Source organism: Ensifer adhaerens (genome assembly GCF_020035535.1).
GTDB lineage: Bacteria > Pseudomonadota > Alphaproteobacteria > Rhizobiales > Rhizobiaceae > Ensifer.
In genome coordinates, this window is the sequence record NZ_CP083351.1 from 411,457 (window position 1) to 433,605 (window position 22,149).

Annotated in this window: 18 protein-coding genes and 1 pseudogene; 9 read left to right on the forward strand and 10 right to left on the reverse strand. The window is 61.1% G+C overall.

Going from position 1 to position 22,149, the window contains the following annotated elements; genetic code table 11:
• Positions 1 to 444: 444 nt before the first annotated feature.
• Positions 445 to 783, reverse strand: coding sequence for a DUF2147 domain-containing protein (locus LAC81_RS36620; RefSeq protein WP_223730482.1), 339 nt, complete (start codon positions 781 to 783; stop codon positions 445 to 447).
• A 476-nt stretch (positions 784 to 1,259) separates the two neighbouring features.
• On the opposite strand from LAC81_RS36620, the gene LAC81_RS36625 reads away from it, so the two are divergent.
• The 4 genes and pseudogenes from LAC81_RS36625 (at position 1,260) to LAC81_RS36640 (ending at position 5,478) form a co-directional block, all read left to right on the forward strand.
• Positions 1,260 to 1,685 (forward strand): cysteine rich repeat-containing protein, encoded by a 426-nt coding sequence (locus LAC81_RS36625; RefSeq protein WP_223730483.1) that lies wholly within the window; start codon positions 1,260 to 1,262, stop codon positions 1,683 to 1,685.
• A gap of 28 nt (positions 1,686 to 1,713) precedes the next feature.
• Positions 1,714 to 2,284 (forward strand): annotated as a pseudogene (locus tag LAC81_RS36630) (OmpA family protein).
• Positions 2,285 to 2,365: 81 nt separating this feature from the next.
• Positions 2,366 to 3,808, forward strand: a complete 1,443-nt coding sequence (locus LAC81_RS36635; protein ID WP_223730484.1) for a DUF1254 domain-containing protein — start codon at positions 2,366 to 2,368, stop codon at positions 3,806 to 3,808.
• 728 nt (positions 3,809 to 4,536) lie between these two features.
• Positions 4,537 to 5,478 (forward strand): polysaccharide lyase, encoded by a 942-nt coding sequence (locus tag LAC81_RS36640; protein ID WP_419195930.1) that lies wholly within the window; start codon positions 4,537 to 4,539, stop codon positions 5,476 to 5,478.
• A gap of 252 nt (positions 5,479 to 5,730) precedes the next feature.
• Here the strand turns inward: LAC81_RS36640 and dhaL (LAC81_RS36645) are convergent, their stop codons facing one another.
• From dhaL (LAC81_RS36645) to LAC81_RS36680, 8 genes are all read right to left on the reverse strand, one after another.
• Positions 5,731 to 6,372, reverse strand: a complete 642-nt coding sequence (dhaL, locus tag LAC81_RS36645) for a dihydroxyacetone kinase subunit DhaL (RefSeq protein WP_223730485.1) — start codon at positions 6,370 to 6,372, stop codon at positions 5,731 to 5,733.
• A 62-nt stretch (positions 6,373 to 6,434) separates the two neighbouring features.
• On the reverse strand, positions 6,435 to 8,522 hold the full coding sequence (locus tag LAC81_RS36650) for a bifunctional sugar-binding transcriptional regulator/dihydroxyacetone kinase subunit DhaK (RefSeq protein WP_223730486.1): 2,088 nt from the start codon (positions 8,520 to 8,522) through the stop codon (positions 6,435 to 6,437).
• Positions 8,523 to 8,693: 171 nt separating this feature from the next.
• Positions 8,694 to 9,335, reverse strand: coding sequence for a dihydroxyacetone kinase subunit DhaL (gene dhaL / locus LAC81_RS36655; protein WP_223730487.1), 642 nt, complete (start codon positions 9,333 to 9,335; stop codon positions 8,694 to 8,696).
• A gap of 15 nt (positions 9,336 to 9,350) precedes the next feature.
• Positions 9,351 to 10,343: a dihydroxyacetone kinase subunit DhaK gene (locus LAC81_RS36660; RefSeq protein WP_223730488.1), complete on the reverse strand. Its 993-nt coding sequence runs from the start codon at positions 10,341 to 10,343 to the stop codon at positions 9,351 to 9,353.
• 29 nt (positions 10,344 to 10,372) lie between these two features.
• Positions 10,373 to 11,146: an SDR family oxidoreductase gene (locus LAC81_RS36665; protein ID WP_223730489.1), complete on the reverse strand. Its 774-nt coding sequence runs from the start codon at positions 11,144 to 11,146 to the stop codon at positions 10,373 to 10,375.
• Positions 11,147 to 11,205: 59 nt separating this feature from the next.
• Complete coding sequence (locus tag LAC81_RS36670; RefSeq protein WP_223730490.1) at positions 11,206 to 12,192, reverse strand: substrate-binding domain-containing protein; 987 nt, start codon at positions 12,190 to 12,192, stop codon at positions 11,206 to 11,208.
• An 86-nt stretch (positions 12,193 to 12,278) separates the two neighbouring features.
• Positions 12,279 to 13,283 (reverse strand): ABC transporter permease, encoded by a 1,005-nt coding sequence (locus tag LAC81_RS36675; protein WP_113540297.1) that lies wholly within the window; start codon positions 13,281 to 13,283, stop codon positions 12,279 to 12,281.
• Positions 13,284 to 13,341: 58 nt separating this feature from the next.
• Positions 13,342 to 14,820 carry a sugar ABC transporter ATP-binding protein gene (locus LAC81_RS36680; protein ID WP_223730491.1) on the reverse strand — a complete coding sequence of 493 codons (1,479 nt, stop codon included), beginning with the start codon at positions 14,818 to 14,820 and terminating at the stop codon, positions 13,342 to 13,344.
• Positions 14,821 to 15,068: 248 nt separating this feature from the next.
• Between LAC81_RS36680 and LAC81_RS36685 the strand changes: the two genes are divergently transcribed.
• Entirely contained in the window at positions 15,069 to 15,380 is a 312-nt protein-coding gene (locus LAC81_RS36685) for a hypothetical protein (protein WP_273700258.1), read from the forward strand.
• A 199-nt stretch (positions 15,381 to 15,579) separates the two neighbouring features.
• On the opposite strand, the gene LAC81_RS36690 is transcribed toward LAC81_RS36685, so the two are convergent.
• A complete protein-coding gene (locus LAC81_RS36690; protein WP_223730492.1) occupies positions 15,580 to 16,062 on the reverse strand; it encodes a hypothetical protein in 483 nt (160 codons plus the stop codon).
• A 391-nt stretch (positions 16,063 to 16,453) separates the two neighbouring features.
• Between LAC81_RS36690 and LAC81_RS36695 the strand changes: the two genes are divergently transcribed.
• Genes LAC81_RS36695 through LAC81_RS36710 form a run of 4 tightly spaced genes read left to right on the forward strand, consistent with a single transcriptional unit; the run spans position 16,454 to position 22,122 of the window.
• Entirely contained in the window at positions 16,454 to 17,827 is a 1,374-nt protein-coding gene (locus tag LAC81_RS36695) for a lyase family protein (protein WP_223730493.1), read from the forward strand.
• Positions 17,828 to 17,858: 31 nt separating this feature from the next.
• Complete coding sequence (locus tag LAC81_RS36700; RefSeq protein WP_223730494.1) at positions 17,859 to 19,364, forward strand: aldehyde dehydrogenase family protein; 1,506 nt, start codon at positions 17,859 to 17,861, stop codon at positions 19,362 to 19,364.
• Positions 19,365 to 19,422: 58 nt separating this feature from the next.
• Positions 19,423 to 20,460 (forward strand): aldo/keto reductase, encoded by a 1,038-nt coding sequence (locus tag LAC81_RS36705; protein ID WP_223730495.1) that lies wholly within the window; start codon positions 19,423 to 19,425, stop codon positions 20,458 to 20,460.
• A 60-nt stretch (positions 20,461 to 20,520) separates the two neighbouring features.
• Complete coding sequence (locus LAC81_RS36710) at positions 20,521 to 22,122, forward strand: ABC transporter substrate-binding protein (protein WP_223730496.1); 1,602 nt, start codon at positions 20,521 to 20,523, stop codon at positions 22,120 to 22,122.
• Positions 22,123 to 22,149: the final 27 nt, after the last annotated feature.

The following is a 22,149-nucleotide window of genomic DNA, read 5'->3' on the forward strand; positions in this document are numbered from 1 at the left end:
GGGTCGACCGTCTAGCCCCGTGGCCGCTGCACTTTACGTCGCGCGCGCAAATGGCGAGGCTTGAATTCCTCAGGCAGATTCGCGGGGCAATTCTTGAAGGAGTTTCGCCGTCGGCACAGTGAATGGCGCGAGCTTGCGAGGAGTGTAAGGGCGATGAGGACGAATGACCGCCAGTTTTTCGCGGAGGTCTCGTCGCAGCTCGTGAACACCAAGGCCGCGTTTGACTTGGAAGAAGCGCCGTGTTGCGCTCAGCGCCGACCGATGGGGCGTGCCGTTTGCGATCGTGTATGGGAAGGCGGCTACCGCGCGTTGGCTCAAGTCCAGACACGCGGGCGTGGACATCGGTAGCGGAGACGTTTGCAGCTCTGCCGGGAAGGCAGCAACTGCAAACGTAGAGGTCGGAGACGCTCTATCCGCTTGTGTCGCGCGGGAGGAAAACTATTTTCACATTCGTGGCCAGGTCTGAGATTCGCACACGACCTTCAGCACACACCCCTTCATCTTCAGGGCGTTGCCTGAAACGGTAAGGGAACCGTCATAGGTCTTGTTCGCGTCCGGATCTGTTATCTTTCCTGAGTAGCTGCCATCCTTGCCATGGAAAGTACCGATCTGCTTGCCTGCATGCTTTCCGGATTTCAACGTGATGCAGTAACCTCCACCGCAAGGGGAAATCGCCGCAGTGTCGCCCAGCTCGGTTTTCCAGTTGCCGATGATCGGGTCTTCTGCGAAGGCGTTGCTTGAAGCCAGCGTGAGTGCGGCAGCCATGGCGAAGATATGCTTCATATGTCGCTCCTATGATTGGGACACCCCGAGCCTACGCCCGTACCCCCTCACGCGCCTGTAACAACTCGTAGGCTCTCTGTAAGGCAACGGCTGTGGGGCCTCTTCGTGCGATGTAACATCTGAGGGATGAGGGTGCGATTGTTCCACCTTTTCGCGTGATGAGAGTTCCGCGATCTGTGACATGAGCTTCGCACCGCCGACCCATGTTCCGGCAATCGATGTAAAACTCTTGGCTTCCCCCGCGCGCGACGAACCTTCGCGGGAAACGTGGAATAGCCCGCAAGACAAGGCGTCGGCAGCGCTCGCCATCGTGTCGTCTCTGGCCTGCTAAAACGACACCGCGACCGTAACAGGGGCGTTGGATACTGTAAGCTACTTTCCTTTTGGCCACCGTATTGAGCATGTCAACGCTGGTTAGCGCCTCGTTTATCGACCGGGCTAACCGAGTTTGGGGCTGTTTTCGATCGGACTTGCCAATGACAAACAGACTTGCAGTTTTCGGAGGAACGTTAGTTCTCACTGTTCTTGCCCTTGCCACAATCGGTCGGGCAGACACCATCAGCTACGCCGACGCCGTGAGCTTGCTCGCCAACGATTGCGGCTCGGATATCAAAAAACACTGCAAGGGGCTCAACCTGGGCGGCGGCCGCATCCAGACCTGTCTCGAGCAGAACGTGGGCAAAGTCTCGCCAACCTGTACCGTGACTTTGGCGAACGTGATCACGTCGATAAGCCAACGCCAGGCGGCCCAATCGTCCTTTGCGGAGCTCTGCCGACACGACATTGCCCAATACTGCAAGAGCGTCAAAGGCGAAGGAAATGTTCTTTCCTGTCTGAACAAGGCGACGCGCGTGAACGAAGGGCAATGCGGTCAGGCCATCATCGACGCCGGATGGCGCTGAGACCTTCTTGATAACGAAAGGCAAGTCGATGAAGAATTTCCATCTTGGCGCATTACTGACGATCGGGCTCGGCATGGCCGCTGGCGCGGTCGCAGCGCAGGACATCAGTGACAAGGAACTTGTGCGCACCCTTGGGAGGGTGGAAGGCGCCGCGCCCGCAATCGACGTCGCGCTTCTGGTACAGGAGGCCGAGGCGAATGCGGGAAAAGGTTTCGCCGACCTTCCGAACTGGCAGAAACTCTCCAAGTTGTCGCAACTGATCGTAGATATCGAATTTGAGAACGACTCGATCGCCATCGAGCCGAGTTCTTACCGCACTGTCGGGCTGATCGCCGACGCGTTGCCACCATCCCAACCTGCGGCGCTATAGATTTCTCATCGTCGGCCACACGAGCTCGACGGGAGACGCGCAACACAATCTTGAACTCAGCGCGCAGCGCGCCAATGCCATAACTGAGGCACTTTCGACTACGTTTGCGATCGCGCCCGAGCGCTTGTATTCGATTGGCGTGGGCGAGGAGTGGCCGCTCGATACAGCCAACCCGACGTCGGCGGAAAACCGGCGGGTCCAATTGATCAACCTCGGTCTCGTCAAATAGCGCGCATCTAGATGAGTTCATTCTGGGGCAGATTTTCCCCCAGCCGCATTTCGGTGCAAGATTTTTTTTTGGAGGATAGTAATGGATATCACGCGTCGTGAGTTAACGGTTGCCAGTCTTGGGCTGATGGCCGCCGGTTCCGTGGGGTCTGCGGCGAACGCCGAAGACGGACTGGTGGCAAATTTGCCGGAAGGTCTTGATGAATTCGCATTGGCCGTCGAGGCGTATATCTACGCCTATCCGCTTGTCACCATGGAGATCACCCGGCGCGTGATCACCAACGTCGCCGAGGTTGAAGGAACCCGAGGTCCGATGGGGCATGTCATCAAGCTGCGCCAGTATCCGGATGCCAAATTCCGCGACGTGACGGCGCCCAATGCCGACACCCTCTATACGACCGCATTTTTCGATGTGGGTGATGAACCTTGGGTGATCAGCCTGCCCGACCTCAAGGATCGTTATGCTCTGTTTCCGATGCTGGACGGCTGGACGACGGTGTTCGACGTTCCCGGAAAGCGGACGACCGGTACAGGAGCGCAGACCTACGTTGTGACCGGCCCCGGTTGGGAAGGGACGCTGCCGGAAGGGCTGAAGGAATACAAGTCGCCGACAAGCATCGTCTGGTTGCTTGGGCGCATCTATTGCACGGGCACGCCGGAGGACTACGCAGAGGTTCACAAGCTGCAGGATGAGGTAAAGCTTTATCCCTTGAGTGCATGGGGCAAGGACTGGACACCACCCAAGGGCAAGGTCGATCCGTCGGTCGACATGAAGACCGCGGTTCGCGCGCAAGTCAACAAGATGGATGCCGTCGAATACTTCACCCTGTTCGCCGAGCTCCTGAAAAGAAATCCGCCGAGCGAAGCCGATGCACCGATCGTCGCCAAGCTCGCCGAGCTGGGCATCGTTCCCGGCAAGGACTTCGACAAGACCAAGTTCGACCCTGCATTTGCAAAGCGCGTCCCGGAGCTGGGTTTTGCCCGCATCATGCTGCATTTCAAGTTCAGCGACGGCGACGTTCAGGACATCGACGGCTGGGGCTTCACAACGAAGACCGGCATCTACGGCACCAACTATGTCCAGCGGGCCTTGATCACCGCGATCGGTCTTGGGGCAAACCGGCCGCAAGATGCGATCTACCCAACGTCGACGAAGTCCGGAGGCAGTCTGATCAAGCGGGCCTACAATGGGTCCGACAAGTATGTGCTGACGTTCAAGAAAGGTCTGACGCCGCCGGTTGGGGGCTTCTGGTCACTGACCATGTACGATGCGGAGTACTTCTTCGTCGACAACCCGCTCAACCGCTATTCGATCAGTGCAAGGGAGCCGCTCAAGGCCAACCCGGACGGCTCTATCGACCTGTTGATCCAGCACGAATCTCCAGGAGCGGACAAGGAATCAAACTGGCTGCCGGCGCCCAAGGGGAAATTTATCCTCATGATGCGCCTGTATTGGCCGAACGAGGCCAATCCCTCCATCATCGACGGCACGTGGACGATCCCGCCGGTGAGAAATGTAAGCTGATTGCAGGCTGGCAATGGGCGGCTTAACGCCGCCCATTCATTACCGTCAGCGCGTGATCAATTCGGAACTGAATAGGCCAGGCCTCAACGAGCACCGTCACGCTCAGCTCTGTCCCTGCCGCAAATGGGCGCCCCGTAGCTACCCGCCGTCACAGTTCGGCCTGGCTCGCAAGTTTGACAAACGACCAGGTTGAGACGGGTTGGCAGCGGGAAGGGAAGAACCGGGGAGGGCAACCACATCCTGGCCAGCTCGGATTCATGGGAAAGGGTCTCTGCATGAAGCATGCGGAGTTCGTCGCGCACATTCGTCAAACCTATGCTCGCCTTTTTGATCCAGATACGAGCGAGGAGACGTGGTCTCTTTTCCTGACTGCCAACACGGGCTGGAACGGCTTGATCGAGGAGTATCTACGGCGCGTCGAAAGGTACCTCAGCAAACGCGGGCTGCTTTCCAAGGTTTACATTCGACAAATAGAGGAGAAATGGGGCGGTCTACGCTGCTACCTCAGGCCGACGAATGACTTTCGCCTGTCGGCAGAAGCGACCGCTGCGCTTGGCGGCATCTATCACGACATTGCGGGCCGGTCGTACCACACGTGTGACGTGTGCGGCGAAACCGGGCGATTGAAGTCCATCAACGGCACATACCTCACCCGGTGCAACGATCATATCTCTGACAGCAGGTTCATGACGGGTCTTGCAAGTGTCGAGGGTGTGGCGGCGAAGGAATTGAACGTTGGCAACTCACCTCATGGGAATGACAAGGCCGCGGCTCCACTCTCTTGGGAAGCCAACCTTATTGACGGTTTCGAAGGTGACCGCTTCTCGCCCATGGGTGGGCTCTACTATCGCGATAATGTCGAGCAACGGGCAGGCTCACTCGAGTTTCAGCGCGACGTCACGTTTGGCAGTGCCGGCGCGTTGAAACTAAGCGTCCGACCGCTCTTTGATGGCGAAAACCATCGGAGCGAGCGGGCGGAGGTGTGGGAACGCACGGCTCTGCGCGTACCCTATGACACAGCCGTCTGGTACGGCTTTTCCGTGAAGTTTGCCGACCCAATCCCGCAACAGGACCACCGCCATCTGATCGCTCAATGGAAGCGCGAGATCGGTCCGGACGCCAGGGGTGACTATAGTCCCTTCCTGGCACTTCGTTTGGTTCGCGGTCGGCTCTTTGCGACCGTTGAAACCACTTTTCCCGTGATCCCTGGCCGGGTTTTGCCAACCAGCGCACCGGTTCTCACGCCGGTTTGGCTACGTCCGGGAAAGCGGCAGATGCGTGCACTGGTAGCCGCCGACCCGGGTTGGACGCCAGCAGACGGGCACCTGTTTACCGCCTACACAGATCGTATCACTGTCATCCCCAGAGGAAATGAACTACCGACGCCGCATAGTGGCTGGATTGACTTTGCGGTGATGACCCGTCCAGGCCCGGATGGTACGGGGCATATCGAACTCTTCGCCAACGATCGTTGGATCGTGACGGTCCGAGGGCATATCGGCCACGACGAACAAGGGCTGGGCGCTCGGCAGTATTTCAAGTTCGGGCCCTACCGCTCGGCATCTCAGGGCGAATGGTCGCTCTACTTCGACAACTTTCGCCGCTCCACGCGTAGTGATGATGTGCTCGGACCGGTCGGACTTGCAGCGCTACGTTCAGCAGGCTCATAGATCCCGGGACAGAACACTTCCTCAAAAGCTGGAGCGCGCCCCTGGCCGATTCAATGACTGCAAGCTGAAGCCGTGCCCTCATTGCATTGGCCTGGGCACTTGCGAACGTGGCCTTCGCCCGTCTGCCGCAGCTTGCGCGAAGGTCTTTGCTACTTTTCGACACCCAACCGTTCGATGCCAGGAAGCACCCCTTGATGGCGTCGCGAACCGGTGTACGCCTTGTAGATCCCATAGCGTTCGCTCTGTTGTTGCTCAACTGCCGAGGGTTGCCGCCATGGCGCGGATAACAACAACGGCGGAAGCAGCGCCTGGGTCGACATGGCCAAGCGAGCGTTCGCGCACACGGGCTGCCCGACCCTTGGCCGCCACCATTGACCGGGTCGCGTTGGCCCCGGCATCGGCGGCGGCAACAACATCGCTCCAGAACTCAGCGCTAGTCTTCTCGTCTGCGAGTGCTGCTGCTGCGGCGTCGGCTGCTGGCAACCAGGCATCCAGCATGGTCTTGTCGCCGCGCTGGCCCTTGCCGCGCTCGCAGATGCCAGAGCCGATGGCGTCGATCATGGCCGCTGCTGTGGCAAGGTTCAGTTCACTGGCGTCCGCAAGCGCCTGTGCGGCGCGACGAAAGGCGGTCGCATAAAGCGGACCCGTCGATGCGCCAACGGCGTTGAGGAAGGCACCGGCCGCCGTCTCCATCACATCGCAGGGCTGCGCCTTGTCGACGTCGATCTTTGCGAGTTCGGCTTTCACCGCAAGGAAACCCAACGACATCGTTGTGCCATGGTCGGCGTCGCCAATCGCGCCGTCCAGTTCGGAAAGATGATCCTTCTCGGTCTCCACGGCGGCAGAAATCGCCTCGAACATAGCGATGAGGCGGCGCACCGCATTTTCCGACATGATTATCCTCCCAGAACGTCGCGGGGGGTGGCGTTTCGTAGCCCGCACCCCGTGACGGAATATCAATTGATACGCAGGAAAGCCGTTTCGCAAGGATGGCGCAACAGTTCGGTCAGTTCCTGGTCGAGATGCAGAATGGAGATGGAAGCTCCAACCATGTCGAGTGAGGTGCAATAGTGCCCAATCCAGTTCGCTTCAATCCGAATATTCTTGGCTTCCAGTCTTTGGGCGACTCTCCGGAATAGGATGTAGAGTTCCATCATCGGTGTGCCGCCGAAGGAGTTGACGAGCACGGCAACGCGGTCGCCGGGGGCGGCCTTCATCTCCTTGAAGATGTTGTCCATGATGCTGTCGGTGATTTCGTCTGCGGATTTGATCCGCTCGCGCGTGACCCCCGGTTCGCCATGGATGCCCATCCCGATCTCCATGTCATCGGGCCCAATCTCGAAATTGTGCCTTCGGGTCTGCGGCATCGCGCAGGGCTCGAGCGCCACGCCGACGGTGTAGGTGCGCAGGTTTGCCTTTCGCGTGACCGCCTCGCAGGCTTCAAGCGTCAGGCCGCGATCACAGGCAGCACCGGCGATCTTGAAGATGAAGAAGTTTCCGGCAACGCCACGGCGTCCCTCGCGGTCTTCGACCGGCGACGATGCGATGTCATCGGTGGTGAGCACCGTGCGGACTTTGATGCCTTTCTCCTCGGCGATCTCCGCGGCCATCTCGAAGTTCATCACGTCGCCCGCATAATTGCCGTAGACGAAAAGCACGCCCTCGCCGCCCGAGGCAGCGGCTGCGCATTGTACGATCGGGTCGGGTGGCGGCGAGGAGAAGATATTGCCGACGGCAACGGCATCGGCGAGCCCCTTGCCGACATAGCCGAGAAAGCATGGCTCGTGGCCCGTGCCGCCGCCAATCACCAGTCCGACTTTCCCAGACCTTGGGCCGTTGCGCGCGACCAGCGCGCGATTGGAGCCGTTGATCGGCTGCAGATAATCGGTATGTGCGCGAACGACGCCGTCGAGCATCTCCTCGACCACCTGGTTCGGGTTGTTCAGGAACTTCTTTACGTGGGTTCGATAAGAGCTTGGCGCCTGCGCGACCTTTGGTTTCTGGGAAAGTCGTGCATCGAGACTTGTAACGCCGTCTGCCCGAAGGATGCCGTGTCCGGTTGCCGCATCGGTGATCAGCACGTTGGCGTAGCCGCCGCGCAGTGCGGCAAGGAGGGCCGGAACCTTGTCGAAGCCGCCTGCAACGAGAATGCGCGTGTCGATCTTGCGCAGCATGTCGAGCGAGATACCGACGGTGCGGTCGTCGAGCGGGCCTGCGACCGGTCGGCCGCGCTCGTCGATAAAGCGTCCGGCAACGACGCCGACGGCCCCGGCTGCCAGGTAGTGCTGCAGCGAAACGGACTCGAAGAAGCCGCTGGTATGGATCGTCGAGTTTGGTCGCAGCGAGGAAATGCCAAAGAGCATTCGATTGGCGCGCCCGAGCGTTTGGAATTGTTCCTGCAGCAGCGGCTCATCCAGCAGCATGGTGCGCATTGCCGGCGATTTGACGATGGCCGGGGCGGTGATGTTGACGCATCGCGCCGAGACCGACTGAGCGATTGCGGCCGCACAGAGTTCGGGCGTGTAGGCAAAGGTTGCCGTGGTGCCGCCAGTTGCCTGGACGACGGTCATGTCCTGGAGCGCTGCAATATCCGCATGTTCGCCGACGGAAAGCACGGTGCGCCCCCAGGCGACCGCGAGCGTGTCCCCGGACTTCAGGAGCTTCGGAAGCGCCTGTGCGGCGGCTACGCCAAGCCGGTCGATGAGCGGTCGCGCGTTGTCGTCGCTTGGGACCACGAGGCAGTCCATCAGCCCGAAATGCCGCTTCAATTCCTGCGCGATCGTCAAGGAAGCCAGCCGCGCCGGCTCCAGGGAGATGTGGACGATACCTTTTTCGCGCGCGTCCGCCAGATAGCTGTTGACCGTCGCGCGTGAGACGCCCATGGCGTCGGCGATCTCGCCCTGGGTCATGCCGTCTTCGTAGTAGAGCCAGCAAGCCCACACATAGGGGTCATCGCCGTAGCGCAGCGGGATTGCGTCCGACGTATCGCTCGCACCGCCGCGGTTGGCGCCGCCCTTGCGTGGAGAGGGTGTCTTGGTCGTCATCTGGTCTTTTTCTTCCCCTGTTTTGGCTCGGGAGGATGGAAGCAACGTCGTGCTTTTGCAACCTCATAACCGCGTGGAGCGGGGCGCGACCCCAGTCTATTCACCGGGATCGCGCAGGCCCTGGGAGAAGGTCATCGGCCGCGGCAAGCTTGCCGCCGCGGCGCGCAGGTGTCAGGCGAGGCGCGCCTGGGCGCCAAGCGAAAGTTCCTTGAGGATGATTGCGCAGGATGTCGCGCCTGCGTCGAGCACCCCCAGAGAGCGCTCGCCGAGCCGGCTGGCGCGGCCGATCTTGGCAACGAGGTCGCGCGTCGAGTCGCGGCCGGCTTCGGCCGCGACAATCAGGGCGTCGAGGGCTTCGGAGAAGCTCTTCCCGGACGAGACAGACCCGTCGAAAGCCTCAATGGCCGGAACGAGCGTGTCGATCAGCGTCTTGTCGCCAACCTTGGCGGAGCCGATCGACTGAATGCCCTCAAGCCCCGCGTGCAGCATACGGCTGTAGGCTGCCGTGTCGATGGCCGGCACGCCGTCGAGCTTTTCGGCAAACTCGGTGAACATCACCCCATAGAGCGGGCCCATCGAGCCGCCGATCTCGGTCATCAGCACGGTGCCGAGCGTGTCCAGCGCCTCCGACAGGGTGGTTTCCCTGTCCTTCATCCGTTCGGCTGCCATGCCGAAGCCCTTGGCCATGTTGACGCCGTGGTCGCCGTCGCCGATCTTGCCGTCAATCTCGCTCAGATAGGCGCGGTTCTCGATAATGCGTTCTGCGAGCGACTGCACGATCGCGCCGGCATTGGCGTTGCTAAACGTCTGCATGATGCGCTTCCTTCGTCACAGGATGGTGGTGCAGCGGACCTCGACGTCGAGGAGCGCCTTGAGTTCGTCGTCGAGTGCCAGCACGGTCAGCGTCGCGCCGACCATCTCCAGCGATGTGAAGTAGTTGCCGATATAGGTCCGGTAGATGCTAAGGCCGCGGGCGGTGATTTCCTTCTCGATCGTGTCGTTCAGGATATAGAGCTCGTTGAGCGGCGTGGCGCCGAGGCCAGAAACCAGCACCGCAACCTCCGTTCCGGACGCCAGGTTGTGATCGTCGAGCACGATCTGGCACATGTCCTTGGCGACTTCGTCGGCGGTCTTCAGCGCTTCGACCCGTACGCCCGGTTCGCCGTGGTGGCCGATGCCGACTTCCATCGTGCCGGGCTCGATCTGGAAGTTCGGATGGCCGACGGCGGGAAGCGTGCAGGGACCAAGGCCGACGCCGATCGAGCGGCAGTTGTCGATCGCCTTCTGCGCGGTCGCGCGCACCTCTTTGAGACTTGCGCCTTCGGCCGCCTTGGCGCCGCCGATCTTCCACATGAAGATCTCGCCGGCCACGCCGCGGCGCTTCTCGCGCTCTTCCGGCGGTGCCGAGCAGACGTCGTCATTGGCAACGACGGTCAGCACCTCGATGCCATCCTTGGCAGCGAGCTTCGTCGCCATCTTCACGTTCATGTTGTCGCCGGCATAGTTGCCGTAAAGGCAGACGACGCCCTTGCCGCCATTGGCTTCGCGGATGGCATCGTGGAAGCTCTTGGCGGTCGGTGAGGAGAAAAGCTCGCCGACGGCAACGGCATCCAGCATGTTGCGGCCGGTGTAGCCTATGAAGGCCGGCTCGTGGCCAGAGCCGCCTCCGGTGACGACGCCGACCTTGCCGGCAACCGGCGCGCCCTTGGCGACGACCACGCGCGGGTTGTCAGCCAGGCGAACGATGTCGGAGTGAGCCTTGACGAAGCCCTTGACGGTGTCCTCGACCACCTCGTCGGGATTGTTGATGAACCTTTGCATGGTGTCTCCTGTAATGGGGTCGTGCTTCGTCAGAGAATGGTGTAGCCGCCGTCGATCAGGAGATCGGCGCCGTTGATCATGTCGGCTCCTGCCGACGCCAGGAACACGGCGGCCGCCGCGATCTCTTCGGGAAAGGCGAAACGGCCGGCCGGGATACGCTTCTTGGCTGCTTCCCCCTTCTCACCGCTCCAGGCCTTCTTGCCGAGTTCGGTCAGAACGATGGTTGGCGAGATAGTGTTGACGGTGATGCCGTGCTTGCCCCATTCGGCCGCAAAGGTCTTCGACATGCCGATGACGCCGAACTTCGATGCGCAATAGGCAACGTGGTCTTCGATCGCCACGGTGCCGGCCTGGGAGGCGAGATTGACGATCTTGCCGCCCTTTCCGGCTGCGATCATCGCCCGACCGACCGCTTGGGTGACGAGGAAGCTGCCCTTCAGATTGATGGCGATGGTTTTGTCCCAATGGTCGAGCGACAGATCTTCGGCCGGCGCCAGGTAGACGACGCCGGCGCTGTTGACGGCGATGTCGATGCCACCGAACGCGGCGAGCACGCTGGAGACGGCCGCATTGACCGAGGCTGCATCCGAAACGTCGCAGACGAAGGGCCTCGCGCCACCGCCGAGCGCTTCGGCTTTTGCGCGCGCAACATCCTCATTGATGTCGAGCACGGCCACTTTGGCGCCCTTTTCGGCAAAGGCGCTGGCGATGGCCGCACCGATACCGGAGGCGCCGCCGGTGACGAGGGCAACCTTGCCGGTCAGCGGGAAGTTAAGGTCGATCTGGGGAGTGGTCTCGGTCATGTCGTTGTCCCTCGGCGGTTGGATAGCGGGGCGGGCAAGCCGCCCCGCCAGCATTGGCGTTACTTGCGGGCTTCGAGCAGCTTGTCGACGTTCTCGGTCGTGACCGGGGTCCACGGAACGTTGTATTCCTTGTCCTTGCCGTCGTTGAACGGCATGTCGGGGTACTGCGCCCAGATGTCGGACTGCGGCTTGTAGTCACCCTTCTTTGCCTGGAAGATAGCGATGTCGAGCGCGCCCTGCGCCTGGGCGCGGGCATCCTGCAGGATCGAAGTCATCGTGCCTTCCTTGACGGCCGTCAGCGCATCGGTCACGCCGTCGATGCCGGCAATGGCGAAATCGTCGACCTTGAGGCCGGCCGATTTGATTGCCTCGATTGCGCCGAGCGCCATCTCGTCGTTCTGGCCGATGACGCCGTTGATCTGGCCCTTGTGAGCCGTGAGCCAGTTTTCCATCAGCGTCTGGGCTTCGGCACGCGACCAGTTGGCGGTCTGCTGTTCCAGGACCTTGACGTCGGGGCACTCGGCGAGCGCCTTCTTGTTGCCTTCGAGACGGGAGATCTGCGCCGACTGGCCGATCGGGCCCTCGATGATCACGACGTTGCCCTTGCACCCGATCTTGTCGAGCACGGTCTTGGCTTCCATGTAGCCCGAGACCGTGTCGTCCGATCCGACATAGGCGGTCAAGAGATCCGAGTTGACGCGCGTGTTGGAGCCGACGACCGGGATCCCGGCGTCGTGTGCGGCTTGAACGGCGGTTGCACCGGCCTCGATATCGATTGGCACGAAGATGATCGCGTTGAATTTCTGCGTGATCATCGTGTTGAACTGTTCCTGCTGGACCAGCGCGTCGTAGCGGCCATCAAACACGGTCAGTTCGACTTCACCGCTCTTGACGGCGGGATGATCTTCGAGGGCCGCCGACCAGATCTGCATAAACTCGGCGTTGAGGCCGTAGGGCGCTGCGCCGATCTTGATCTTTTCCTGCGCGACGGCTGACGACGCCAAGAGGGCCGTGGCGGAAGCCAGGGCGATCACGAGTTTCTTCATGCTACTCCTCCATATTGTGGTTTCCGCCGCCTTCATGGCGCACGGATTGGTTGACAGCCGCCGCCAGGCGGCCGTTGTCTTGAGGGTCAGAGACCCTGATTGCGTTTCTGGTCGAGCATCACGGCGCCAACGATCAGCGCGCCCTTGAGGACTTGCTGGTAGTAGGACTGGATGCCCATCAGATCGAGGCCGTTGTTCATCACGCCGATGATCAGCGCCCCGATCAGCGTTCCCGTGACGCGGCCGACGCCACCCGAAAGGCTAGTGCCGCCGATGACGACCGCGGCGATAGCGTCGAGTTCATAGGCGATGCCTGCCTGCGGCAGGGCCGAGCCGGTGCGAGCCGAGAGCATCATGCCTGCAAGGCCCGAAAGACCGCCGGAGATGACGTAGACGAGGAAGCGGATGCGGGTGACGTTGATGCCCGAAGTCTTGGCAGCATGCGGATTACCGCCAACGGCGTAGATGTAGCGGCCGAAGCGCGTGCGGGTCAGGATCCACCAGGATGCGAGAAAGACGGTCGCAAGCAGGATGACCGGCATCGGGATGCCAAGGATGTTGCCCGTTCCGATCCAGCGGAACTCAGGCGTCAGCGCCGGCACGGGCTTGCCGCCGCCATAGATCAGCGTCATGCCGCGGGCAGCAGACAACATGCCGAGCGTGGCGACGAAGGCCGGGACCGAGAAGCGCGAAACGATGAAGCCGACGATGATGCCGCAGGCGACGCCGACGAGAATGCCGATCGCCAGTGCCACAAAGAAGGGGTAGGGCGCGCCGGCGACACCGGCAGTGGCCGAAGTGGTCGCGAAGCTGGCGCTGACCATTCCGGCAAGGGCCACGACCGAGCCTACGGATAGGTCTATGCCGCGTGTCAGGATGACGAAGGTCATGCCGATCGCAAGTACGCCGTTGATCGACGTCTGCAAAAGCACGTTCGAGATGTTGCCGGGCGTCAGGAAGTACTCGTTGGAGAACGAGAGGATGACTGCCAGCAGCAGGAAGGCGAGAAAGATGCCGTATTCCTGGATCAGCGTGCCGCGCTGTTCGGCGCTGAACCAGCTTCTGGACGGGTTGTTTTCGATGTTGGACACGGTTCTCAGGCCCCTTTGATGTCGGACAAGCGCTTTTGGCGTCGATCTCGCGGGTGGTTCAGGTCGACAGATGGACGAGGGTTTGGGCGTCGGTCGCCCGGCGGTCGTAGATGCCGGCCGATTTTCCCTGCCGCATGACCAGGATACGGTCGGACATGCCGAGCACTTCGTCGATCTCGGAGGAAATCATGACGACGGTGCCGCCGGCTGCGGTGAAGTCACAGATGATGCGGTAGATTTCGCGTTTCGCGCCCACGTCGACGCCGCGGGTGGGCTCATCAAGCAGGAGCAGTCGCGGTTGGCGCAGGAACCATTTGCCCAGCACCACCTTCTGCTGGTTGCCGCCCGATAGGCCCGAGACCGGCATCGTGTCGCGTGCGGCCTTGATGCCGAAGCGAGCGATCATCTCGGCACTGGCTGCCGCCTCGTCCCGCGCCTTCATGACGAAACTTGGGCTCATCTCGGGAAGGCTGGCCAGGCAGATGTTGCCGCGAACGCTATCGGCAAGATTGAGGCCGCTGACTTTCCTGTCTTCGGTGACAAGCGCGATGCCGCTCGCCATTGCGTCGGCCGGCTTGTTGACACTGATCTGCTCGCCCTCGAGCCTCACGTCACCCCGTGCCGGACGGTCGAGGCCGAACAGGCAGTTGAAGATCTCCGTGCGGCCCGAACCCATCAGCCCGTAGATGCCGAAGATCTCGCCCTTGCGCACGGAAAACGAGATATCCTCGATCTTGCCCGGCAATGTCAGCCCAGAGACCTCGAGGCCGATCTTGTCGGTGGGAGCGTTGGTCTTGATATATTCCTCGCCGAGTTCGCGCCCGACGATCATCTTGATCAGGCCGGGGCGATCGATATCGGCCAGCAGGCCGCTGCCGACATAGCCGCCGTCGCGAAAGACCGTGTAGCTGTCGGCGATCTGGAAGATCTCCGACAGCCGATGCGAGACGTAGACGACGCCCTTGCCTTCGGCCTTGAGGCGAGCGACCGCGGCAAACAGGTGCTGGGCTTCCTTCTCGCCAATCGCTGATGTCGGTTCGTCCATGAAAATCACCTCGGCTTCGTGGCTGAAAGCCTTGGCGATTTCGACGAGCTGCATCTGCGCGACCGAAAGGGTCAACATCGTCTGTGTGGCGCGGATGCCGAATTCCAGCCGATCCAGCAATTGCTGGGCATCCCGGTTCATCTTCTTGAAATCGATGCCGCCGAAGCGCCCTGAGGGTTCGCGGCCGAGATAGATGTTTTCGGCCACCGTCATGTGCGGGACGGGGCTCAGTTCCTGCTCGATGATGGCGATGCCGGAGGCAAGTGCTTCGGCCGGGTTGCCGTAGCGGACTTCCTTGCCGCGCCGCCAGATCGTGCCGCCGTCGCGTTGCTGGATGCCCATCAGGATCGAAAGGAAAGTGGACTTGCCGGCGCCGTTGCCACCGCAAAGCGCGTGAACCGAGCCGGCCTGAAGTTCCAGGCGGCCGTCGCGCAAGGCGGCGACGCCTCCGAACGACTTCTTTAATCCCTCAACTTTCAGCAATGGCTGCATGGTTTCCTCCACGCGTCGTCAATTTCGACAAAAATCACATTGAGATCGACAAATGTCAATCGCACAATTTTACTTTTGATAATTGAACTACGACTTTTGTAAAGCTGCGATATCGCCAAACGCACCGATCGAGGCAGGCCGTTGGTGCTGAAGCTGGCAGGAATTCAGTTCCAGCGCGTTGAAATCGGGGGGTCCACGCCTTCGGCCGCGGGAACTTAGGCCTCACATTGGCGGGAGTAACGCGGCAATTGGTTGCCGTCGCCTTGGACCTGCAGCAGATCAATACTGCCGTCAACCAAATGGATCAGGACACGCAGAAGAATGCGGCGATGGTCGAGGAAACCACGGCTGCGATCCACAGCCTTTCGCGAGAAGTGTCTTCGCTGAACGAACTCATCGCACTATTCAAAGTGACCGCGGTGGCGCCAAAGGCACCCAACACAGCATACCCGACGGTCGTGTCTCCGCCGCACTCGCCCGCGCGTGATCTCAGACGCCGGCTGATTGGCGCATCCGGCAACAGTGCGACGTTGAGACGAGAGGACTGGGAAGAGTTCTAGGTACGCGAGGGTCAGATCCCAATGATCGCTGCTGTAGCTGAAGCAATGGACCCGAAACTCGCCCGGATATGCTTCTGCGCCGACGGGCTGAGGATCCATATCCAAGTTCGTAAAGAGGGAAGTTGCCTGGGGGCGTTCAATCGAGGAGGCGCGCATGGCGCGAAGCTTCGTTCGAGGCTTGTCCATGCAGCATGGCACATCACAAGCCGAGCCATAAGCCGGCAGTCAGAAAGGCGAGTGTGCCCGCCGCGACTTTCATGCCTCGGCTGTGGAACACGCGCGCCATACGAGATGGGTGTCCTGGACGGCCGGTAATGTAGCGTTCCGTGACGTCAGCGTCGGCATGCATAATGTCTTCATCATCCCAGCCGAACGCTTCACAGGCCATTGTCGGCCAAACCGAGCTTTGATTGAGCTCATCGATCGCCCTCAGACTACGTTCCTGCATCGCCTTTAAGGTGGCTTCCTTGGGCTGAGGCGTCTCGGTTATCTTGACTGCGACAAGGTCCGAAACCCTGACGATGTTCTTACCGATATTCACGCTCCCTCCGGTGCGATAGGGGACGACGAAGCGTTTGATGAACTGCCTTTCGTTCAGGTCGGAAAACACCAGAACAGCCTTATCCGCGGCCTGCGAGGTGCAAACGACGACGTGGAAGTATGATTGCTGCGGTTCGCCCATCACGCGCCTGCAAGTCCTCGATTTCCGCCGAGAAGTATCGCCAGTGACCGTCAGTTGAAGCATCCGGTCCACCGTATCAGACGAATATGAAGGTGATGCGTACGTCCCCGGTTCGGGCTCGCACGTCTCTGTCGCAAAATGTTCCAACTGCCAGTCGCAAGAGCCAGTCGCACAAGCCGCCGGAATCGGTTGCTGGCACAGATGCTCATGACGCCCGGTTCCGCCAGGGCGTTGCAGGCAAGCCGGATGCGAACGCTGGAACGGCTGCGCGCTTCTGCCATCCCTCCGTGTGAAGGGTATGAGTTTTAGGAATGACCCCTGCGCGATAGTCGTTTGTCAGACAGGGTCGAATACCCGATCTATGCGTCCCACTGGAGAGGAGGACGCATTTATGATCGCAGGCCACGGCCCGACCCGTCAGGAAGTTGACAGCATTGGCGCGCACGCCGTGCCAGCGGCGGCCGTATACGGCATCCAGACGCAGCGGGCAGTCGAGCTCTATCCGCTCGAGGGGGCCGCGGGGTTTGCCGACTACCCTTTGCTCCTTGCCGCCATGCTGCATGTCAAGAAGGCGGCCGCGCGGACCAATATCGAGATCGGCGCGATCGAGGCGCCCATGGGCCAGGCGATCATCAAGGCGATCGACGATCTCCTGGCGCGCATCCCCCCCGAGGCATTCCCGGTCCATGCCTTCCATGGCGGCGGCGGGATCTCGTTCAACATGAACATCAACGAGGTCCTGGCCAACCTTGCCAATGCCAGAGATTTCGGCGTCGCCTTTGGCACCTATGCGCCCATCCACCCGAACGACCATGTGAACGCCAATCACTCCACGGCCGACTGTTTTTCGACCGGCTGTCATATCGCCGCACTCGCCGCCTTCGATGGCCTTTCGCAGGAAATTGAAGGACTTGCTGCCGATCTCGACAGGCTGGGCGCCGAATGGACGCCACTGCGCAAGCTCGCCCGCACGTGCCTCCAGGATGCCGTAGACATCGGTTTTGAAGACTATCTTGGCGGTGTCGCGTCTTGCCTGCGCCATAATCTGGCGCGGGCGGCACAAGATGCCGAGGACCTGCGCCACGTCAGCATTGGCGGCAACATCATCGGTCGTTCTACCGATTGCGATCCCGGTTTCTTCGCGCTGATCATTCCCGCGCTCAACGAGCAGCTTGAAGCAGCCGGACTGCCGGCCGCGCTCACCCGAACCGGCAACCTTTATTCGGCCTCGCAGGCGCACGACCCTCTTTTGGCTCTTGCCGGATCGCTCGAACAGACCGCGCGCACGCTGATCCGTTTCGCCAAGGATTTGCGCCTGATGGCCTCGGGACCGCATGGTGGTCTCGCTGAGATCCGCCTGCCTGCGGTGCAGCCGGGGTCCTCGGCCATACCGGGCAAGGTCAACCCGACGATCCCGGAATTCATGGTGCAATGCGGCATGATGGCCTGTGGTCGCGCGGCCGCGGTGGCCATGACCGCAGATCATGGGGAGATGGACTATAATCCATGGGAAGCGGTGGTTGTCACCGGCCTCCTCGACATGATCGCGATCCTCACTTCAGGGGTTTTTACCTTCAGGCGCAATTGCGTGCAGGGCATGCGGCCTGATGCGAAGCGCAACACCGACAATGCCACCAGTCTCTTGCCCTCGCTGATCCGGCTGAAACAGCTGAAGGGCTACAGCTATGCCTCCGCCATCGCAAAGGAGGCCGCCGGCGACGTCGACTTCGTACGCCGCAAGGTGACTGAGGCCGAAGCCGGCTGACCTTTCCCTCCCAATCACTTCTAAGCAAGGCATGAAAGACATGTTGCAGGAAACCGAACTTGCCTGGGCTCAGCGTTGGCTCACAGCTGAGAAAAAGCAATATATCGATGGCCAGTGGGTCCGGGGCGCCGGCGCTAAATGGTCTGTGATCAACCCGGCGACCGGTAAGGCGCTTTGCGCAATACCACTTGCCGATGCAGACCAGGTCGAGACCGCAGCGGTTGCCGCCAACCGCTGCCATCGCAGCGAGGTCTGGAGCCGAAAGACGTCGCGCAAGACCCGCTCTGACCTGTTGAACGCCATCGCCCGGCTGATCCGCGAAAATGTCGAAAAGCTGTCGCTGCTCGAAAGCCTTGCCAACGGCAAGACCTACGCCGAGGCGCTGGTCGACGACATCCCGACCTGCGCCGACATTTTCGAATATTATGCCGGCTGGACGGACAAGTATTACGGCGAGGTCTCGCCTGTCGAGGACGGGTTCCTGAACTTCACCTCGAAGGACCCGGTTGGCGTCTGCGGGCTGATCGCGCCCTGGAACTTCCCGCTCTACCAGGCCAGCCTGAAGATCGCTCCGGCGCTTGCCATGGGCAATACCGTGGTGATGAAGCCGTCGGAGTTCACACCGCTCGCCACGCTCTATCTCGTAGAGTTGATCGATCGCCATCTCGACCTGCCGAAGGGCCTCCTGAACCTTGTCCTCACCGATGGCGAGGCAGCAAACCAGCTCACCCTCAGCCGCAACGTGCACAAGGTCTCCTTCACCGGCTCGACAGTGGTCGGACGCAAGATCGTGCAGAATTCGGGCGTCTCGAACCTCAAGGCCGTGACGCTGGAACTGGGCGGCAAGTCGCCTTGCATCTTCTTCGACGATACGCCGAACCTCGACGGGGCGATCGACCGGGCCTTCACCGTGATGTTCTCGCACAAGGGTGAGAAATGCTCGGAACCGACACGCTTTCTCATCCAGAAGGGTATCTATGACTATGTGCTGGAGCGGCTGATCGACAAGGCCGAGGCGGTGCGTTGCGGCGATCCGCTTGCGTCTGGAACCCAGCAGGGTCCGCAATGCAACGAGGCGCAGTTCCGTCGCATCATGAACTATATCGAGATCGGCAAGACCGAAGCAGAGCTTGTCGCGGGTGGACGCGATGACCGGGCGGGAGAGAACGCCGACGGCCTCTTTATCCGTCCCACCATCTTTTCAAACGTGCCGCAGACCGCCCGCATCGTGCAGGAGGAGATTTTCGGCCCCGTTCTCTCCTGCACGCCCTTTTTTACGGCGGAGGAGGCGGTGACCCTTGCCAACGACACGGTCTATGGCCTCGCCGCGGGGGTCTATACCGGCAACGTGACCCTGGCCCACCGCATGGCCGAGCGGCTGGATGCCGGCATGGTCTTTGTCAACCGTTACGGTTGCTATGGGCTTTCCAGTCCCTTTGGCGGCTTCAAGGAAAGCGGCTGGGGCAAGGAAATGGCCGTGCATTCGCTTTCCTCCTACACCCGGACCAAGGGGACCTGGGTCTATTTCGGCGATTGAAACACTCGCCTTCTCCCCGTCGCACATCCTCCCAACGCTCCATCCGAAAGTCTGAAGAATGCAATACATCCGTCTCGGTCAATCCGGCCTCAAAGTCTCTCGACTGTGCCTCGGCACGATGAACATGGGCTCCAAGAACTGGAAGCCCTGGATTTTCGACGAGAGCGAAAGTGAGCCGATTATTGCCCATGCGCTCGACAACGGCGTGAACTTCATCGATCTCGCCGACTTCTATTCGGCCGGCGCGGGCGAGGAGGTGGTGTGCAACGTGTTGCGCCGGGTGGCACGCCGGGAAGAACTGATCATCACCACCAAGCTCGGCTACGCCATCGGCAAGGGCGTCAACAGTGGCGGTCATTCGCGAAAGCGTGTCTTCGACGCCATGGACGGCTCGCTCACGCGCATGAAAAGCGACTACGTCGACATCTACATGCTGCACTACTTCGACACGGAGACCCCGGTCGAAGAGACGATGGAGGCAATGAACGATCTCGTTCGGGCCGGCAAGGCGCGCTACATCGGCGTCTCGACCATGTTCACCTGGCAGTTCGCCAAGATCCTGAAGGTCTGCGAAAAGAACGGCTGGGCCCGCCCGATCAACATGCAGCTTCAGCTCAACTGCGCCTATCGCGAGGAAGAGCGCGAGATGATCCCGTTCTGTGCGGATCAAGGCGTCGGCGTTTCGGTCTTCAGCCCGCTTGCCCGCGGGATCCTGACCAACGACATGAACTCGATCCGCAACCAGACCGATTTCTTCACCGCCGAAATGTACAACGACCGCGCCTCGCGCGACATCGCTCTTTCGGTCGCTCGGGTAGCCGAGGCGCGCGGCGTCAGTCCGGCGCAGATTGCCCAGGCCTGGGTTCTCGGGAAGCCGGAAATCTCATCCATGCTGGTCGGCGCCGATACCAAAGCGCAGTTCGACAGCGCCCTGGCGGCGCTCTCGACCGCGCTCGATGCTGACGAGGTGTTCGAAATCGAGCGCAACTACACGCCCTGCGACCTGATCAACGACTACACCGCAGGCAAGCGTCTGCCGCGCGAGCCGCGCCCGGCCGCCGGACGTTTCGCGGCACCCATGGCAGCAGTTGCCTGAGGAGGAGGGCGGACCGGATGGCGGTCCGCCGCAAGGCAAATTCTAGAGGGAGAAGAGGAAATGACGGATTTCAAGACACTCAGCGGCGCGCCGCTTCATCCGGAGGCCGAGACGCTCATGACGCGTCTTTCTGCCAGAGCAATTGACCGCCGCGGCTTCCTGCGTGCCATGGCCTGGCTTGGCGTTGCCGTCGGCAGCGCCAGCACCTTCGGCGGCAAGGTCTTTGCCCAGGAGACGCCCAAGGACGGGGGCACGCTGCGCTTTGCCTGCCAGATTCAGGAAATCACCGATCCGATGATGACGAACTGGATCGAGGCTTCGAACCTGTTTCGCAACAGTCTGGAATTCCTGACCTACGTCGACGAGAACAACATCACCCATCCCTATCTGGCCAAGAGCTGGACACCGTCGGCGGACCTGACCGTCTGGGATTTCGAGCTTGACGAACGCGCCAAGTGGTCGAACGGTGACGCATTCCTGCCCGAGGACGTGATCTTCAACATCGAGCGCTGGATCGCACCGGATTCACAAAGCTCGAACAAGACTGCCTTCGGCGCAATCTCGCGCGTTGAAAAAACCAGCGACCACGGTGTGCGCATCACGCTGTCGCGGCCGATGGCATCGCTCCCTGAACAGCTTTACTCCTACACCTGCCCGATCGTTCACCGCAGCTTCAAAGGCAACTGGCCGGCCGACCCCGTCGGAACTGGACCGTTTGCGCTGGTCAGCCACGAGGTCGGACGGCAGGCCGTCTTCCGTAAGCGGCCCGATTACTGGGGCACGCCCGCCCATCTGGACGAGGTCCAGTATATCGACCTTGGGCCCGATGTGACGACGCACCTGGCGGCACTCTCCGGAGGACAGGTGGACGTCATCTACCGTGCCACGATTGCCGAGTACGACTTGATGAAGTCGCTGCCGAACATAAAGATCCTCTCGGTGAAGGGCGCCAACACCATCGTGCTGCGCATGCAGGTGGATCAAAAGCCGTTCGATGATATCCGCGTTCGCCAGGCGGTCGTGCTGGCCGCCAACAACCAGCAAATGCTTGATGTGGCCTATCGTGGACAGGGCGATCTCGGCGCCAACTATCATGTTTCTCCCACGCAGGCCGACTATTTCTCACTTCCGGCGACCCCGCGCGACGTAGAAAAGGCAAAGGCCCTTTTGGCTGAAGCCGGCCATCCGGACGGGCTGGATATCGAGCTGACCCTCGGCAACACCCAGGGCAAGTGGGAACAGGACACCGCACAGGTGCTGCAGCAGAACCTTGCCGAGGCCGGCATCCGGCTGAAGCTCAACGTATTGCCTGCCTCGCAATACTGGCCGATATGGAACAAGGTGCCCTTCGGCCTGACCTTCTGGGCGCACCGTCCGCTCGGCACGATGACACTGGACCTTGCCTATCGCTCTGGCGGCTCATGGAACGAAAGTCACTTCGCCAGCCCGGAATTCGACGCGGCACTGGACAAAGCCATGGCCGTTGTCGACCCGCAGGCGCGAAAGGCCGCCATGCAGGATGTCCAACGCATCCTTCAGGACAACGCCGTCATGGTTCAGCCTTTCTGGCCGGAGCGTCTGACCGCTGCCTCCGAGCGGGTGCGCGGCTTTGTGCTGCATCCGTCGGACTATTTCCGCATGGACAGCGTCTGGGTCGCGTAAGCGCAACGGCCGGGCGCAAGGCGCGCC